A 15,407-nucleotide genomic window follows, 5' to 3' on the forward strand; every position below is an offset into this window, starting at 1 on the left:
TAATTATGAATAAAACTAAGCGCCACGAAATTTTAAGCCGTCTTCGCGACAATAACCCAAACCCAACCACGGAGCTTGAATACGACACCCCATTTCAGCTGCTTATTGCGGTGCTATTGTCGGCTCAGGCAACCGATGTCGGAGTTAATAAAGCGACACGCAAGTTATTCCCTGCAGCTCCAACCGCTGAAGAGATGTTCGCTTTAGGCGTGGATGGTATAAAAGAGTACATAAAAACCATTGGTTTGTTTAACTCGAAAGCCGAGAATGCCTACAAGACCTGTAAAATTCTGGTTGAGCAATATGGTGGTGAAGTCCCGGAAGACAGAGCCGCGTTGGAAGCACTGCCTGGGGTCGGACGTAAAACGGCTAATGTCGTTTTAAATACCGCATTCGGCTGGCCGACCATTGCTGTGGACACCCATATTTTCCGCGTATCTAACCGTACCAAGTTAGCGCCGGGAAAAAACGTTAAAGAAGTGGAAGAAAAACTGATAAAAGTGGTGCCGGCGGAGTTTAAAGTCGATGTGCACCATTGGCTTATTCTGCACGGTCGCTACACCTGTATTGCCCGAAAACCTCGCTGTGGCTCGTGCATTATTGAAGACTTGTGCGAATTTAAAGACAAAACCAGCGATTGAGCGATTAAAGCTCAATCCCTGACGGTTTTGCCAACTGTACAATGACCCGGCGGTTTAACCGACGATTAATTTCGTTGTCATTCGACTTAATCGGTCTGTCCTCGCCGTGCCCAACGGTTTTTATGCGATCAGCCGCTATGCCACGTTCAACAAAAAACGCCTGTATTTCTTTGGCTCGTTCTTCGGTTAGCTCTTGATTCGGCCCCCGGGCTCCGAGTGAGTCGGTGTAAGCATCGACAAGCACCAACTCAAGATCATTGTCGACTTTCAGGTAGTCGCTAATTTGCTTGAGCTTACGCTGTGACGATATGGTCAGCTTTTCACTGCCATCTTCATAATTCAATACCGTGTAAGCAATGTCTTCAAAGCTAAACGGCAACAGCGCATTGACACAACTTAAAAAGTCATCGTATTTATTTCGAAAATTCACTGACGACAATGACACCGCCACCTGATCACGATTGTTGTACCAGTCGTCGTAGAAAAACGTTGGATAGCGCCCTTTTTCCAATTCACTCAACAGTGTCCAGGCCAGTTGCTTTTGTAACTCGCCATTAAACTGCTTATAGAGCTGCATAGAGCCAATCTCGTAACTTGCTTCCCCTGGTCGCCAGCGAGGCGGCACAGATTCAATCGCAGAGACATCATAGCTGTCAGGCAGCTTTTTCATGTCCATTTTCATGCGTAAGTTCAGCTCTTTACTGGCTTCGCTTTGAAAACGAACTTTACCGTAGCGCGGAATTTCGTGCTCTAACGCACACTCCAACCGACTGGCCTCGCTAAGTTGCCACGACGAACTATCAAGGTCAGCACTGTAATGCCTAACTGCATTGGCGTTTGCCTGGCTCGTTGCCAGCAATACAGACGCTGCAGCTGCAGTTAACATCGGCCAGTTTTTCATAGGCACTCCGGTTTAAAATTCTAATACGCTTTTATCGGCATTTATTCGCTGTGCTTTAGAGTTTCTCTCAGCATTATCGATATATCTTTGGCATAATAGGCGCAAATTGAAATAACCAGCTTAATAACTAAAGGGTCTTTATGTCTGACACTTCTGAGTCGCTAATGAAGAAACGGTTTCGTGGCTATATGCCTGTCGTTGTGGACGTTGAAACCGCGGGTTTTAACGCAAAAACAGATGCCCTTTTAGAAATAGCCGCGGTACTGCTGGACTTTGACAGCGACGGCACTTTAAAGCCGGTTGATTCGGTGCATTATAACGTTGAACCTTTTGAAGGCGCTAACATAGAACAAGCGGCTATCGACTTTAATGGTATTGACCCAAATAACCCCCTGCGCGGTGCAGTCCCGGAGTCAGAAGCACTAAGAGAAATGTTTAAACCTATTAGAAAAGCGCAAAAAGCAGCGGGTTGTCAGCGCTCAGTTCTGGTCGGTCATAACTCGAACTTTGACCATAGTTTTGTCATGGCTGCGGCTGAGCGAGCCAATTTAAAACGTAATCCGTTTCACCCCTTTGTGAGCTTTGACACCACGTCTTTGGCTGCTCTGACATTAGGTCAAACAGTGCTTATAAAAGCTTGTCAGGCTGCCGGAATTGAGTTTGATGGGAAACAGGCACACTCCGCTCTTTATGACACTGAGCGCACAGCTGAATTATTCTGTTGGATGGTCAATCGCTGGAAAGATTTAGGTGGCTGGCCACTGGCTTCTAATGACTAGCTCAAAAACACAAAGGGAAAACAAAAAAGTCGCTCCGAAGAGCGACTTTTTTAATATCATTAAACGCTTATAGTTTGTCAGCGTTTTTAGACAAGTAAGAAGCAACACCTTCAGGGTTGTCTTTCATGCCTTCTTTACCTTCTTCCCAACCTGCTGGGCAAACTTCACCGTGCTTCTGGTGGAAGTTCAGTGCGTCAACCATACGCAGCATTTCGTCGATGTTACGACCTAATGGTAAGTCGTTAACAACCTGGTGACGAACCACACCGTCTTCGTCGATCAGGAATGAGCCACGGAACGCAACGCCTGCTTCTGGGTGTTCAACGTCATACGCTTTACAGATGCTGTGACGTACGTCAGCAACCAGTGGGTATTTCACCTGACCGATACCACCGTCGTCAGTTGACGTGTTACGCCATGCGTTGTGCGTAAATTGAGAATCGATAGAAACACCGATAACTTCTACGCCACGCTTGTTGAATTCTTCTAAACGCTTGTCAAAAGCGATTAGCTCAGAAGGACATACGAAAGTGAAGTCCAGTGGGTAGAAGAAAATAACTGCTTTTTTGCCTTTGATATGGTCAGACAGTTTGAAATCTTCAACAATTTCACCTGAGCCAAGTACCGCTGCTGCAGTAAAATCAGGTGCTTTACGACCTACTAATACAGACATTGATTCTCTCCATTTCAGTTAAAGTAAATGAAACCTTCACAATCGGTAATGGGGATACCCCAAGTCAAAAACAAGGGGCTCCGTCAAAACTTTTGACCGATTGCTTAATATTCGTTCAGCTATTTTACTCTGCTGAAGGTTCCGGATGGCGCTCTGCAACTTCTGTGATCAGTTGCTGCAACTCACCGTTTTGGAACATCTCAATGATAATATCACAACCACCGACTAATTCACCTTCAACCCAAAGCTGTGGGAAGGTTGGCCAGTTTGCGTACTTTGGCAGTTCCGCACGAATGTCTGGGTTCTGCAGAATATCAACATAAGCAAATGGCTGACCACAGCCCATTAATGCTTGTGATGCCTGTGACGAAAAGCCACAGCTTGGCAGTTTCGGCGAGCCTTTCATGTATAACAAAATAGGATTTTCTTCGATTTGCTGCTTAATTCTGTCAACCGTTTCCATAACACCTCTGCTCTAAATAATGGTTGATTAAAACACTCAAGTATTCTAGCACAGCAGAAAAGATTTGCCTAAATTGAAAGATTTCCTTGAAAAGCAATCTAACCAACCCTATATAACGTAGATACAAAGAACACAATTCGTCTTCTGGTGGCTGAATTTGATAGCGCCAGATATTAATTTGCCCTAAAAGAAAAACTACGGAGAGAGACTATGGCATTTGAACTACCCGCTCTTCCTTATGAGAAAAACGCTTTAGCGCCTCATATCTCAGAAGAGACTTTAGAATATCACTACGGCAAACACCACGCGACTTACGTCAACAAACTGAACGACGCGGTAAAAGGTACTGACCTTGAAAACAAGTCGTTAGAAGACATCATTAAGTCTGAAAAAGGCGGTTTGTTTAACAACGCAGCTCAAGTCTGGAACCATACGTTTTACTGGAATTGCTTAAGCCCTAACGGTGGCGGCGCTCCAACAGGTGCAGTTGCTGACGCTATCAACGACAAATGGGGCTCTTTCGAGAAGTTCCAGGAAGAGTTCAACGCAAGCGCTGCAGGCAACTTCGGCTCAGGCTGGACTTGGTTAGTGAAAAAATCTGACGGCTCTGTTGATATCCTGAATACGGATGACGCAGATACTCCAGTTGCACACGACGGTGTTGAAGCACTGTTAACTGTCGACGTATGGGAACACGCCTACTACATCGACTATCGCAATTCTCGTCCTAACTACTTAGAAGCGTTCTGGAAGTTAGTGAACTGGGACTTTGTGAACAAAAACTTAGGCTAATAGTACTGAGTTTTAATCATAAAAAAGGCGCCAATGGCGCCTTTTTTATTGCCTAGCTCTTAAAACCAAGGACGATGCCCCTGAACATAGGTTTCCTCGAATTCATCGTCGGGCTTAACGATATAAATAATGAATTCAATAAACGCGATAATACCAATGATGAATGATGGGATTCCCAGTAGGATAAAACCAAACAAGAACACCAACAGCATAATAACGCCTTCTTTGGTGTATCCCAGATAGAATTTATGGGCACCAAAAGCGCCTAAGAAAAAGGCCAAGACAGCGGCGGCAATTTTCTTCGACGATGTGCTGGTATTTGAAGCCGCAGAGTCAGGGTAAACCCCTTCTGCTTTATCACCAGTGACTGCAAAATCAACTTTTGCACCCGCTTTCGGCAGCTGGTTTCCTTTCCATTCTGAAATATCGAGAGTATAACGATTACCGTCTTCACCAGAGATAATGCCGCTACGGTTGCCTTCGTCAAAATCTAGTACTGATCCCTTCATTTTTTTATTTTCCTTTTCGCTATTAGGTAGGTATCAACTACTAGGTTATAGAATTGTAAATAGCTAAGCAACGCAAAATTTTTAGCGATAAATAAAGCGCCTTTCAGGCGCTTTATTCGACTAGGTTATTGGGCATGTCGCCGCGCAGACTGTGCCATATTTCCGCAGACTCATAACCATAGCGGCGTACAAGGTTTACCGACTCGTTATAGTCGCCTTCTTCGGCGCAGTTCACTAAGTTTTCATAATAGTCTCGAGCCAGCTGACGAGCCTCGGGTGAGGAGAAGTAGTACTGCCCAATACGAGAATACAGACCTTTGAATCCGTTTAAGACGAGTACATAAATAGGATTTCCAGACGCCATCGCTAAATCATGGTTTAACTGGTAATCAAATTCAGCAAAGCTCTTTTCGTCATCCTCAAGCTCTTTGGCCGCTTCTATCAGCTCAATAACACGGGCTGGGTTATGGCGGATCGCAGCTCGAATATAAATTGCGCTAATGTTTGTACGCGCAGACAACAGCTGATCCACTAGCTCAGGCATGCCATCTTCGTCAAGACGAGCTAAGGTTTCCAGTATATTTAACCCGGAGGTTTCCCAGAAGTTATTCACCTTAGTCGGTTTGCCATGTTGAATGGTCAACCAACCATCACGAGCTAAGCGTTGCAGAACTTCGCGTAACGTCGTTCTAGTAACGCCAATTAGCTCCGATAATTCACGTTCTGCGGGTAAAATGGTTCCTGGCGCAAAGTGCCCGTTCCAAATAGACTTAACGATATACTCTTCGGCAAATCCCGCCGGACTTTTGGCTTTTATAATCATTTTCCCGCCCAAATGCTGAATGATAGAGTGATTCTAGCAGCCTTATACGAGGTCGGACAAGATAACTTCAGCCTTTATATCGACATTCCCAAAGCATTTGGGTATGGTTTCATCGTTTTTACACTTTCTTAAGGAATAGAGTGATGCTGTCTATAGGTCAATGGCCGACCAAACCGTTTGCCTGGCTTCTTCTTTTTCTGGGGGGCGCTGCACTGTTAGGGGCTGCCTTGTACTTTCAGGCTGTATTAGGTCTTGAGCCTTGCGTTAAATGTGTTTATCAGCGCATGGCTGTTGTTGGCATTGCGCTATCTGCCATTGTGGGACTCATAGGATCGGGTTTCGCCTTACTGCGCTGGGCCGGCCTGTTGGGATGGCTTTACAGCAGTTTTGAAGGCCTCCGTATTGCCTATGATCACTGGGACTTACAAACTTCTAAAAACGCTTTTTTCGCCGTCTGCGAAAGCGCTCCTGACTTTCCGGAGTGGGCACCTCTGCACGAGTGGCTTCCGGGCCTTTTCGCCGCACCGGGGTTATGCGGTGATATCGACTGGCAGTGGCTTGGAATGGGTATGCCTGGCTGGATGACATTTATATTCGGCGGGTTACTCGTTATCGCGGTTATTGTCACTATCGCCCACTTTATTAGCTTATTTAAAAAACGTGACGGTTTAGTTCTGTACCATAAATAACCCTTAACTCAACGGCCAGGTCACTATCCTGTCCTCTAATTCCCCGTGGTACTCTGACTCGCTTATACAATGGCCGGCAACGCAATAGCCGGCCTTTTTCATTGCTTCTTTACTTCCGTCATGCCTTACCGGATGCCATTTGGGTAGTGGCTGTCCCTGTGCCCTTAGCCGATACGCACAGGTCGCCGGCATGAAGTAAACATCTTCAATGTTGTTCGGTGTTAACGTCACACAAGCAGGAACTCGGCGGCTGCGGTTTGCATAGTCGCTGCAACGAGCGGTCTCGGTATCGAGTAATTTACAGGCTACATCGGTCGAGTATAGGTTATCTTCTTCGTCGAGCAGCTGGTTGACACAACACTGCCCACAGCCGTCGCAAAGAGCCTCCCACTCGGCAGCGGTCAGCTCTTGCAAAGGCTTTTCATACCAGGACATCAAACTCCCCATACCCGACTCCGGCGATTACCGGGGGAAGCGAATACGGTCAGACAAATAACCAACAGCTGCCACAAAGTAATGTGAGCGGTTCCAGTGCATCAGTGCGTCGTAGTTCGCGTAAGCCAGATAAACACGGCCTTCTTTATCATCAGGAATGACGACTGACGCTTCAATATCGTCTCGTTGAGGCAGTTCCGAGCCATCATATCGAGTGACACCTAAGTTACCCCATTCGCTGAGCTTTTTCTTCGTGTCCAGCCCAGACAAAGAGGTATCAAACCCTTCTGGTAGCTGCACCTGACGTCCCCAGGTGACGTCGTCACGCCAGCCGACCGAGCTCAAATAGTTAGCGGCAGAAGCAAACACGTCCGGGTAGCTGCCCCAAATATCCTTACGTCCATCGCCGTCATAATCCACCGCGTAATTCATAAAGGAGCTGGGCATAAACTGAGTTTGGCCCATAGCCCCCGCCCAGGAGCCTTGCATTTTTTCTGGCGCAATATGCCCGTCCTGAATGATGGTTAATGCGTGCCAAAGCTGCTTCTTAAAGAAAGCTTCACGACGACCGTCAAATGCCAGTGTGGTCAATGCTGAAACAACATCGAAGCCACCCGTATAAGAACCGAAGTTTGTTTCGATTCCCCATAAAGCGACGATAAAGCGCGGCTGAACACCGAACTCTTTACCCACTTTTTCGAGCAACTCTTTATGCTCTTCGTATTTCTCTAATGCCTTTTCTGCTTTCCATTCAGGCACAGCACGAGGCAAATAAGTATCCAGCGTCAGTTTAAATTCCGGCTGGTTCTTATCAAGTTCAACGGCTCGCTCGTAATACTTTACTTTCGCAAAGGCCTTTTCCAGTGTTTCCTCGCTGTAATCATTGCCTCTGGCTTCGTCTTTTAACGCTTCCACATAGTCAGAAAACTTTTCTTCAACACTCTTCTCTTGTGCAGAGGCACTCACACTGACAAGTGCCAACGCCCCAATTAACGCACTGCTCACGAATTTGATTAACATGAAATGTCCTCTTGCTTAGGTGGAAGCTGTAAATAAAAACCGTCACTGGCCAAGTGCTCAGTTAATTCTTTGACGCTCAAACGAGCCAGTTGTTCACGGGTTGTTAAATTTATGGTCAGTATTTTCTCTGCTTTACCGAAACTTTGCACAAGGGCATCCGGTAATTCACTGAAGTCTTCACCATGAGGAAGGTAAACATAGGTATCCGCTTTGCGGGAACTGCGATACACATCGCACAACATAAGTGTCTCCGACGCTATGACGTTACAATAGCTCTTAATTCTGCCCCAATTGCTGCATTTCGCCAACCCGTCAGTAAGTCTGGTTGCGGCAGACGTTCCTGTTGCTGCGGCGAGTACTGCCAGAAGAAATTAATCAGCTCGTTTATTTGCTTGCGTGATGCCACTAATGAGGCTGGGACATCAAGTGACTCAGCGAGCTCAGTGACTTTTTGCTTTACCGCTTTAAACGTTTCCTTGTAGCCAGGCATATCGTCCAATCGGCTTAAGGGCTTCAGCGACTTAGAAGTCGCCTGCTCTTCGGCTTTTTTAATGACAGTAATCATTTCATTGCCGGAATACTTTTTTGATAACGGCGGTAAGTCACGAATATGATTTAAATCGCTTTGTGATTTGGGTTTGCGTCTGGCCAGCTCTAACAATGCGCCGTCTTTAGCGATAAAACCTAACGGAATGTTTTTCTTTCTAGCCTTGTTCAATCGCCAACTCGCCAGCTCTTGTAAAATCGCTAACTGCTCATCATTGAGTTGCCAGGCATTACCAACTTGCAAATATAAGAGGTCGTCTGGAATACGAGTTGTTCGCTTACGAACCTGAAGTACAGACTCTTCGTAAACGATATCCAAACAGCCCTTTTCTTCGCAAAGCCCTTTCAAATAAGGATACATAACTGCCAGATAGCTGGCGTCAGCGGCAGCGTAATCCAGTTGTTCAGGGCTTAAAGGTCGTTTTAACCAGTTGGTCCGGGACAGGCTTTTGTCGAGCTCCACATTATCAAAGAGCTCACTGACTAAGCGTGCGTAGCCCATGGACTCACCAATGCCACAAAACCCAGCTGCTATTTGGCTATCAAACACACGGCTTGGTTGAGCACCGCCACTTTCATAGAAAAACAGCTCAATGTCTTCACCTCCGGCGTGCAGAACGGTTTCAATGCTATCCGAAGAAATGAGCGACCATACTGGCTCCAAATTAATATCAGCCAGCGGATCCACGATAACCGTGTCACCGCCCGCATGCATCTGTAACAGCCCAAGGTTCGCATAAAAAGTCCGCTCTCGCACGAACTCAGAGTCAATTGCAAACCAACCCGTCTGACGAGCTTTAGAGCAGAAATCGGCTAATTCATCGGTAGAAGAGATGAGTCGGTACTGACGCACCGACTCCGGAAGTTCAAGCTGCGTCAAGAGTTTTCCTCGTCACGCAGCTCTTTACGTAGAATTTTGCCGACATTCGATTTAGGCAGTTCGTCCCGGAACTCGACCAGTTTTGGCACTTTATAAGCAGTCATGTTCTCCCGTGAAAAGTCGATAACTTCACGCTCCGACAGAGACTTATCTTTAGCCACAATAAAGACTTTAACAACCTCTCCTGAGGACTCATGCGGCACACCAATAGCCGCTGACTCAAGTATCTTCGGATGATCCGCCAGTACATCTTCAATTTCATTCGGATATACGTTAAAGCCAGACACCAGAATCATGTCTTTTTTACGATCTACAATTTTAAAGTAGCCGCGGTCGTCAACCGTCGCCATATCGCCAGTTGCAAACCAACCGTCTTTAATGGACTCGGCCGTATCTTCAGGGCGGTTCAAATACCCGACCATAACCTGAGGACCTTTTACTTCCAGCTCACCTGGCTCGCCCATCGGCACTTCTTCACGCGTTTCCGGATCAACAATACGGACGTCGGTACTAGGCACAGGTAAGCCGATGCTTCCCGTGTAGTGCTCGATATCATACGGATTCACCGTCACAACCGGCGCGCACTCAGTAAGGCCATAGCCTTCCAGAAGGCGAGATTTCGTGACTCGTTCCCATTCTTCTGCGACCGCTTTTTGAACAGCCATACCGCCGCCAAGGGCCACTTTCAGGTTAGAGAAGTTAACGTCCTTAAACCCTTTGGTGTTGAGCAGGCCGTTAAATAACGTGTTAACTCCTGAAATCATTGAGAATGGGTACTTATTTAACTCTTTAACAAAGTTCGGCATGTCGCGCGGGTTTGTAATGAGTATATTCTTACCACCATGCTTAATGAACGTCAGGCAGTTCGCCGTTAACGCAAAGATATGATAAAGCGGCAATGCCGTAATAATCACTTCCTTGCCGTCGTTCATAATTGGCGTAATACAGGCCGACACTTGTTCTAAATTGGCGACCATATTGCGATGAGACAACATAGCACCTTTAGCAACGCCGGTGGTTCCACCGGTGTATTGTAAAAATGCGATGTCCTCACCTGTGATTTGAGGACGCTTATATTCTGCCTGAGCCCCCTTCGCCATTGCCTGGTTCAGGCTTACAGTGTTTTTAACACCGTGAGATGGCACCATACGTTTAATATACTTAACAACAAAGTTGACAATAAAGCGTTTAGGTACTGGCAACTGGTCACCTATTTGTGTGGTAACCACTAAGTCGAGCGGTGTTTCATCTTTAATTTTGTCGTAGGTATGCGCAAAGTTTTCTAAGATAACCAACGCTTTTGCCTGAGAGTCCGTCAGCTGATGCTTTAATTCGCGGGGCGTGTATAGCGGGTTTACGTTCACCACCGACATTCCCGCTCGCAAAATACCAAATAAAGCAATAGGGTACTGCAACAAGTTTGGCATCATCACCGCAACCGCATCACCTTTTTTCAACCCCTGACTTTGCAGGTAAGCGGCGAACTCGCGAGATTTTAGTCCCAACTCTTTAAAACTCATCTCTGAGTCCATATTCACGAATGCGGTCTTCTCTCCGTATTTCTCAATGGACTGCTCGAGAATATCTACCAGCGACGAGAAATGATCCGGATCGATAGTTTCAGGAACACCAGCCGGGTAGTTTTTTAGCCAAATCTTTTCCATAAAAGGCTCTGCCTCTCACTATTAAATTTTGTTTTGTTAACACTTTATCTTCGCATATCCGACCAGTTAATCCTAGTCATACAGCGCTGCTAACCGCTCGATTTTAACAACTCAGCTATTTTTTCTGGTTGCTCCATATGAACATGGTGTCCACCATTCAGTGTTATTAAGTTTAGATCAGTGACCTGATGCTGCCATTTTTCAATGGCGCGTGACAGGTTTTCATGGCCTTTGTCTCCCCTGACGACTTTCACCGGCATAGTCAGTCCCTGGAGCAGTTCATCGACAGCGGTTGAATGCAAGCGATAAGGCGATACCGACTTAACTCTTGGGTCAGCGCGCCAGGAAAATGAATGGTCGGACGCTTTATTCAAGCCTCGCTCAACCAGCAGCGCTACTAAGTCTCTGGAAAAGTCAGCCTGAGCAGCGCGCGCATCAATCGCTGTGTCAAGCGTTGAATAGCCGCGCCAGCGACCGCTTCGTTTTTTATAACGACTCGAAAAGCCCTTTGCTAACTGCTCTCTGGCATTCATTTCATCAGAAACCAGTAACCCGAAGGCTTCGACCAAAATAAGTTTATCGACTTTTTCAGGGCAAATGGAGGCAACCACGTTACTGACAAAACCACCCATAGAGTGACCCAGTAAGGTCACAGGCGAATTAATATGATGCGTGAGGATTTGCCAGAGGTCGTAGGCGTAATCAATAAAGTGGTAGTGAGTTCCTCGCGGGCGGTGGTCACTGTGTCCGTGCCCTGCCCAATCGAGAGCGATTAAACCACCATGGTCAGAGTTCCAGTGCTCTGCTAACGGAAGGAAGCTATGGCAATTGTCTAACCAGCCATGGGTTGCAATAACCGTGACGTTGTTGGGATCGCCCCAGCACAGTCCCCGAACAACGCCCCACTCTAATTCATAGCTGACTGGTGTTGCTTGCGCAGCCGTTGTCCGGAAACTCATTAAAATCAGTTACGTTCTTTTGCCGGTGTACCCGAATTGTCCTCTACTCGCACACGCACGGGTACCGGATAGCGGTAGGGATAGTACGGTGAATAGAAGTTATGGCGGAACCACAGCGGTGAGTAGTCAATTTCTACGTGGTTCTTTTGTGCTTTAGGCTTCCACAAATAGTGGTTATCCGCTTCGAGAACCGGATAAATGTATGTGTACTCATCAATTTTGCCCTGCTGAGTTTCACCAATCGTACCAACGAAGCTTATCGCACGACCTTTTTTATAGACTTCAGGGTCAATAAAACCATCAATAACCGCTAAGAAACGGCCATCACTGTCGTCACTCACTTCGGGCCGTCCCCAACGTTGCAGCGGGAAGCTCACTACTTCAAAGACCGTTTTATCTTCTGTATTGCGAACGTCAGCAATAACTCCACCCCAGCGGGCCGGTTGACCAACCACTTTATCCTGCTGAGCTTTTGCCTGCTTGTAAGCGACCAGCGCATCTTCATTGCTGGTTTCCAACTCTGTCGGAACAGACGCACAGCCAGCTAAACCTATAGCGAACAACGAACATGTCAGTAATCTCATAACAGACCTCTCTTTAGGCATAAACGTCGACACCAAACATTGACGCAACTTCTTCACGTTTTTCATTCAAAGCTACCGTTTGATAAGCACTTAACGCCTTTTGTGAGCGTTGAGGTGGTTCGTCATACATGGTGTTTAATGACTGCCAACGCTCTGCCTGACGGCGGCTTTGCTTCGCATCAGGAACGACCTGCGGTAACTCCACAGCATTAGACACGGCGGCATTTTTCTGCTGCTCGTTGTCACGCGGCACCGTCTGTTGCGATGCCTGCTGCTGGTTACTTAACGGCTGTACCGTTTGCGGATTTATCTGCACGTCAATATTGGCTCATCTGTTATGTAAGATAGGATCTATTATGGCGAGTTCCTGAGCGTTCAGCAAGTTAACGCCCCGGTAACTTTTGCCAGGTCACTTCATTACGCACATAGAGTGGCTCAAGCAATTCGGCCTGAACCGGGTCAACACCAGCACTATTCACTACTATCAGCATATCCTCCGCCAACGGTAGCCGGCTATTATCGCTATGTTTTAGCTCATGATTTTCATCAAGAATATCTGCATAGACGTCCCAACCTGTACCAGCAGTACCCCAGCCCTTCAAGCGCCCTGTATCAATAAGGTTCGTGTCTGGTTTTGCTACAGCCGGCTCTGACTGAGCCACAGCAACTCCGTTCTCATTCGCATACAAAGCGTAATAAACCTCGCCCATGCGTGCATCAATACAAGCCACCACACCAGCAACATCGTTTTTGCGGATGGCTTGCTGTGCCAGCGCCTGTAAACTGCACACGGGATAAACGGGTAAATCAGCGCTAAATGCAAGTCCCTGCGCCATAGACACGCCAATGCGCACGCCTGTAAAACTACCTGGGCCAGCGCCAACCACAAGCCCGTCCAGCTCGGCTAAAGACACGCCGGCTCTGTCGAGAACCTCCTCCACAAAAGGCAGAAGCTTTTGTGAGTGCTCTCGGGGGCTTTCAATGTCACGGGTTGTCAGCTTGCCATCATGAACAAGCGCGACAGAACAATTTTCAGTTGATGTATCTATAGCTAATAACGACTTCATACATTTTGCTCTTCTGTAGAACTTTTATGCGCCAGAAATTCAAGCGCGGTATCTAAGCTACGGGTGCGACTCATAGCCGGTAAACTTGCCAAAAACTGCTTACCGTACTGACGTGTTACCAGCCGATTATCGCAAACCACCAGAATACCCGAGTCGTACTTATCCCGAATAAGCCGCCCTGCGCCCTGCTTTAAGGCAATAACGGCTTGCGGAAGCTGAATGGTGCCAAAGGCATCCACACCTCGCAGGCGTGCGTCTTCCACTCGCGCATTCAATAAAGGGTCATCCGGCGATGCAAACGGTAGTTTATCAATAATCACACAACGCAGCGCATTACCTCTGACATCCACACCTTCCCAGAACGACGAGGTGCCTAACAGTACGGCGTTGCCGGCTCTGGTAAAGCGCTCTAACAACTCACCTTTATTCGACTCGCCCTGCACCAAAATTTCATTGTCGACGTGCTCTCTTAGAATTCCGGCCATTTGTTGCAGCATTCGATGGCTGGTAAACAATAAAAACGTCCCGCCGTCATTATGCGTAATACATTGCTTGGCAATATCCGTCAGCATTTCATGGCGGTTACGATCATTAGCGTCCGGTAAATAACGGGGCAAGCATAAGGTGGCCTGCTTTTTAAAGTCAAAGGGGCTTTCCAGAACCAGGGTGTCCGCTTGCTCAATCCCCAGTCGGCGTGTGAAAAACTCAAAGTTGCCATTAACCGCTAATGTCGCCGAAGTGAATATCCAGCTCATGTTATTGCGCTTAATATAGCCACCAAAGGTCTTCGCCACACTTAGTGGCGTTTGATGCAAGCTGATTTGTCTTGGCGTGGTTTCAAACCAAAAGCTGTAACCAGTACGTTCAACGTCCATTAACTGACGCCAAATAACCCTGTAATCCTCTGCTCGTTCTAACAAATTATCGAGATCTTTATTCCGGCCCTGCGCGGTTTTTAGCACATCAATAAGCAGGGTTAAGCGCTCGTCGAGACGATCCGTCACTTCGACAATGTCTTCTTTATTGCGCCATTCGCGCCAATTGCCGCGCATGGGGTCATGAGGAAAGAGTAACCGAAAATCGCGCAGCGATTGTAATAACGTTCGCGCCATCGCACTGGCCTGTGACAAGTCTTTCAGCTCCGTCAGACATAAGCGCTGAATTTCCTCACACATTTCACTCAATTGACGCGTCGACACCGTTTCACCAAAGTACTGACTGGCAATATCAGGGATTTGGTGGGCCTCATCAAATACCACGGTATCTACAGCAGGAATAAGCTCGCCAAACCCCGTATCTTTTAGTGCCATGTCCGCAAAAAACAAGTGATGGTTAACCACCACAACATCGGCTTCTAAAGCTTGCTTCCGCGCTTGTACTAAATGACAGTCATCATAAACCGGGCAGTCACGCCCCAGGCAGTTATCCTGAGTGCTGGTCACCTGAGGTAAAACCGCCGCTCCTTCAGGAAGCACATTCAGCTCACCCATATCACCGCTGTGGGTTGTCGTTGACCAACGCGTCACGGTAATAAGCTGATCCTGAATCTCTTTAGGGAGCTGCCCCGCCTGCTGCTTTGCTTGTTCAAGTCGATGCAGACAGAGGTAATTCGAGCGCCCTTTCAGCAAGGCGACCACTTTTTGCGGCGCCAGCTTTTTGCGTAATACGGGTAAGTCCCGGTGAAACAGCTGCTCTTGTAGGTTTTTCGTGCCGGTAGAGACAATAGCCTTACCTTTGGAAAGCAGAATGGGCGCAAGGTAAGCAAAGGTTTTGCCGGTGCCGGTCTCAGCTTCAACCACGAGTTGGCTTTTCTTTTTCAGCGTTTTTTCAATGGCTTGTGCCATTGTCGTTTGCGACGGACGAGGCTGGAAGTTGTCTATTGTTGAGGCCAGCTCACCATCGGGCTGAAAAATGGAAGAAACGGTCGGCATAATTCGCGCTAGTTAATGGTAATTAGCGCGCATTATGACATAGAAAAAGAG

At 47.2% G+C, this 15,407-nt stretch carries 19 protein-coding genes; 4 read left to right on the forward strand and 15 right to left on the reverse strand.

The genetic code is table 11. The features are described 5' to 3' along the window. Positions 1 to 5: 5 nt before the first annotated feature. Complete coding sequence (gene nth / locus B3850_RS04925; protein WP_286911464.1) at positions 6 to 641, forward strand: endonuclease III; 636 nt, start codon at positions 6 to 8, stop codon at positions 639 to 641. Positions 642 to 645: 4 nt separating this feature from the next. Here the strand turns inward: nth and B3850_RS04930 are convergent, their stop codons facing one another. Then, positions 646 to 1,542: a flagellar protein MotY gene (locus B3850_RS04930; protein WP_286911465.1), complete on the reverse strand. Its 897-nt coding sequence runs from the start codon at positions 1,540 to 1,542 to the stop codon at positions 646 to 648. Between the two features lie 140 nt (positions 1,543 to 1,682). Between B3850_RS04930 and rnt the strand changes: the two genes are divergently transcribed. Further along, on the forward strand, positions 1,683 to 2,321 hold the full coding sequence (rnt, locus tag B3850_RS04935) for a ribonuclease T (RefSeq protein WP_286873406.1): 639 nt from the start codon (positions 1,683 to 1,685) through the stop codon (positions 2,319 to 2,321). Between the two features lie 67 nt (positions 2,322 to 2,388). Here rnt and B3850_RS04940 read toward each other — a convergent pair whose 3' ends face one another. Beyond that, positions 2,389 to 2,994, reverse strand: coding sequence for a peroxiredoxin (locus B3850_RS04940; RefSeq protein ID WP_286873403.1), 606 nt, complete (start codon positions 2,992 to 2,994; stop codon positions 2,389 to 2,391). Positions 2,995 to 3,118: 124 nt separating this feature from the next. Next, positions 3,119 to 3,457 (reverse strand): Grx4 family monothiol glutaredoxin, encoded by a 339-nt coding sequence (locus tag B3850_RS04945; protein WP_053952565.1) that lies wholly within the window; start codon positions 3,455 to 3,457, stop codon positions 3,119 to 3,121. 210 nt (positions 3,458 to 3,667) lie between these two features. Here B3850_RS04945 and B3850_RS04950 point away from each other — a divergent pair, with 210 nt between their 5' ends. Beyond that, positions 3,668 to 4,249: a superoxide dismutase gene (locus B3850_RS04950; protein ID WP_053952566.1), complete on the forward strand. Its 582-nt coding sequence runs from the start codon at positions 3,668 to 3,670 to the stop codon at positions 4,247 to 4,249. Between the two features lie 59 nt (positions 4,250 to 4,308). On the opposite strand, the gene B3850_RS04955 is transcribed toward B3850_RS04950, so the two are convergent. Next, positions 4,309 to 4,758, reverse strand: coding sequence for a TM2 domain-containing protein (locus B3850_RS04955; RefSeq protein WP_053952567.1), 450 nt, complete (start codon positions 4,756 to 4,758; stop codon positions 4,309 to 4,311). 112 nt (positions 4,759 to 4,870) lie between these two features. Then, positions 4,871 to 5,581 carry a fatty acid metabolism transcriptional regulator FadR gene (fadR, locus tag B3850_RS04960; RefSeq protein ID WP_053952568.1) on the reverse strand — a complete coding sequence of 237 codons (711 nt, stop codon included), beginning with the start codon at positions 5,579 to 5,581 and terminating at the stop codon, positions 4,871 to 4,873. 143 nt (positions 5,582 to 5,724) lie between these two features. Between fadR and dsbB the strand changes: the two genes are divergently transcribed. Further along, positions 5,725 to 6,270, forward strand: a complete 546-nt coding sequence (dsbB, locus tag B3850_RS04965; RefSeq protein WP_286873476.1) for a disulfide bond formation protein DsbB — start codon at positions 5,725 to 5,727, stop codon at positions 6,268 to 6,270. A 3-nt stretch (positions 6,271 to 6,273) separates the two neighbouring features. Here the strand turns inward: dsbB and B3850_RS04970 are convergent, their stop codons facing one another. The 10 genes from B3850_RS04970 to B3850_RS05015 all read right to left on the reverse strand — a co-directional run bounded on the left by B3850_RS04970 (position 6,274) and on the right by B3850_RS05015 (position 15,356). After that, positions 6,274 to 6,717: a YcgN family cysteine cluster protein gene (locus B3850_RS04970; protein ID WP_286873396.1), complete on the reverse strand. Its 444-nt coding sequence runs from the start codon at positions 6,715 to 6,717 to the stop codon at positions 6,274 to 6,276. A 15-nt stretch (positions 6,718 to 6,732) separates the two neighbouring features. Continuing rightward, positions 6,733 to 7,725 carry a lytic murein transglycosylase gene (locus B3850_RS04975; protein ID WP_286911466.1) on the reverse strand — a complete coding sequence of 331 codons (993 nt, stop codon included), beginning with the start codon at positions 7,723 to 7,725 and terminating at the stop codon, positions 6,733 to 6,735. Beyond that, positions 7,719 to 7,967, reverse strand: coding sequence for a YcgL domain-containing protein (locus tag B3850_RS04980; RefSeq protein WP_053952570.1), 249 nt, complete (start codon positions 7,965 to 7,967; stop codon positions 7,719 to 7,721). The genes B3850_RS04975 and B3850_RS04980 overlap by 7 nt, the downstream gene beginning before the upstream one ends. 14 nt (positions 7,968 to 7,981) lie before the next feature. Next, complete coding sequence (rnd, locus tag B3850_RS04985; RefSeq protein WP_286873388.1) at positions 7,982 to 9,151, reverse strand: ribonuclease D; 1,170 nt, start codon at positions 9,149 to 9,151, stop codon at positions 7,982 to 7,984. Then, the gene (gene fadD / locus B3850_RS04990; protein WP_286911467.1) at positions 9,148 to 10,815 is read right to left on the reverse strand and encodes a long-chain-fatty-acid--CoA ligase FadD; all 1,668 of its coding nucleotides are present in this window, start codon (positions 10,813 to 10,815) and stop codon (positions 9,148 to 9,150) included. Before fadD ends, rnd begins: the two co-directional genes overlap by 4 nt. Before the next feature lie 89 nt (positions 10,816 to 10,904). Further along, positions 10,905 to 11,774 carry an alpha/beta fold hydrolase gene (locus B3850_RS04995; protein ID WP_286911468.1) on the reverse strand — a complete coding sequence of 290 codons (870 nt, stop codon included), beginning with the start codon at positions 11,772 to 11,774 and terminating at the stop codon, positions 10,905 to 10,907. Between the two features lie 5 nt (positions 11,775 to 11,779). Next, positions 11,780 to 12,358 (reverse strand): Slp family lipoprotein, encoded by a 579-nt coding sequence (locus tag B3850_RS05000; protein ID WP_286911469.1) that lies wholly within the window; start codon positions 12,356 to 12,358, stop codon positions 11,780 to 11,782. Positions 12,359 to 12,371: 13 nt separating this feature from the next. After that, positions 12,372 to 12,674 carry a hypothetical protein gene (locus B3850_RS05005; RefSeq protein WP_286873375.1) on the reverse strand — a complete coding sequence of 101 codons (303 nt, stop codon included), beginning with the start codon at positions 12,672 to 12,674 and terminating at the stop codon, positions 12,372 to 12,374. A gap of 67 nt (positions 12,675 to 12,741) precedes the next feature. Continuing rightward, positions 12,742 to 13,425, reverse strand: a complete 684-nt coding sequence (tsaB, locus tag B3850_RS05010; protein ID WP_286873373.1) for a tRNA (adenosine(37)-N6)-threonylcarbamoyltransferase complex dimerization subunit type 1 TsaB — start codon at positions 13,423 to 13,425, stop codon at positions 12,742 to 12,744. Continuing rightward, positions 13,422 to 15,356, reverse strand: coding sequence for an ATP-dependent DNA helicase (locus tag B3850_RS05015; protein ID WP_286911470.1), 1,935 nt, complete (start codon positions 15,354 to 15,356; stop codon positions 13,422 to 13,424). Before B3850_RS05015 ends, tsaB begins: the two co-directional genes overlap by 4 nt. Between the last annotated feature and the right edge of the window lie 51 nt (positions 15,357 to 15,407).

This window comes from Idiomarina sp. UBA4520 (assembly GCF_002388365.1).
GTDB classification, from domain to species: Bacteria; Pseudomonadota; Gammaproteobacteria; order Enterobacterales; family Alteromonadaceae; genus Idiomarina; species Idiomarina zobellii.

What these genes read in the sequence shown, in the direction of transcription:
- B3850_RS05015 (WP_286911470.1), bottom strand. Translation starts at nt 15,356, where the DNA reads ATGCCGACCGTTTCTTCCATTTTTCAGCCCGATGGTGAGCTGGCCTCA.
- fadD (WP_286911467.1), bottom strand. Translation starts at nt 10,815, where the DNA reads ATGGAAAAGATTTGGCTAAAAAACTACCCGGCTGGTGTTCCTGAAACT.
- B3850_RS04930 (WP_286911465.1), bottom strand. Translation starts at nt 1,542, where the DNA reads ATGAAAAACTGGCCGATGTTAACTGCAGCTGCAGCGTCTGTATTGCTG.
- B3850_RS04950 (WP_053952566.1), top strand. Translation starts at nt 3,668, where the DNA reads ATGGCATTTGAACTACCCGCTCTTCCTTATGAGAAAAACGCTTTAGCG.
- B3850_RS04940 (WP_286873403.1), bottom strand. Translation starts at nt 2,994, where the DNA reads ATGTCTGTATTAGTAGGTCGTAAAGCACCTGATTTTACTGCAGCAGCG.
- dsbB (WP_286873476.1), top strand. Translation starts at nt 5,725, where the DNA reads ATGCTGTCTATAGGTCAATGGCCGACCAAACCGTTTGCCTGGCTTCTT.
- B3850_RS04955 (WP_053952567.1), bottom strand. Translation starts at nt 4,758, where the DNA reads ATGAAGGGATCAGTACTAGATTTTGACGAAGGCAACCGTAGCGGCATT.
- nth (WP_286911464.1), top strand. Translation starts at nt 6, where the DNA reads ATGAATAAAACTAAGCGCCACGAAATTTTAAGCCGTCTTCGCGACAAT.
- B3850_RS04980 (WP_053952570.1), bottom strand. Translation starts at nt 7,967, where the DNA reads ATGTTGTGCGATGTGTATCGCAGTTCCCGCAAAGCGGATACCTATGTT.
- B3850_RS04975 (WP_286911466.1), bottom strand. Translation starts at nt 7,725, where the DNA reads ATGTTAATCAAATTCGTGAGCAGTGCGTTAATTGGGGCGTTGGCACTT.
- B3850_RS04995 (WP_286911468.1), bottom strand. Translation starts at nt 11,774, where the DNA reads ATGAGTTTCCGGACAACGGCTGCGCAAGCAACACCAGTCAGCTATGAA.
- tsaB (WP_286873373.1), bottom strand. Translation starts at nt 13,425, where the DNA reads ATGAAGTCGTTATTAGCTATAGATACATCAACTGAAAATTGTTCTGTC.
- B3850_RS05000 (WP_286911469.1), bottom strand. Translation starts at nt 12,358, where the DNA reads ATGAGATTACTGACATGTTCGTTGTTCGCTATAGGTTTAGCTGGCTGT.
- B3850_RS04970 (WP_286873396.1), bottom strand. Translation starts at nt 6,717, where the DNA reads ATGGGGAGTTTGATGTCCTGGTATGAAAAGCCTTTGCAAGAGCTGACC.
- rnt (WP_286873406.1), top strand. Translation starts at nt 1,683, where the DNA reads ATGTCTGACACTTCTGAGTCGCTAATGAAGAAACGGTTTCGTGGCTAT.
- fadR (WP_053952568.1), bottom strand. Translation starts at nt 5,581, where the DNA reads ATGATTATAAAAGCCAAAAGTCCGGCGGGATTTGCCGAAGAGTATATC.
- B3850_RS04945 (WP_053952565.1), bottom strand. Translation starts at nt 3,457, where the DNA reads ATGGAAACGGTTGACAGAATTAAGCAGCAAATCGAAGAAAATCCTATT.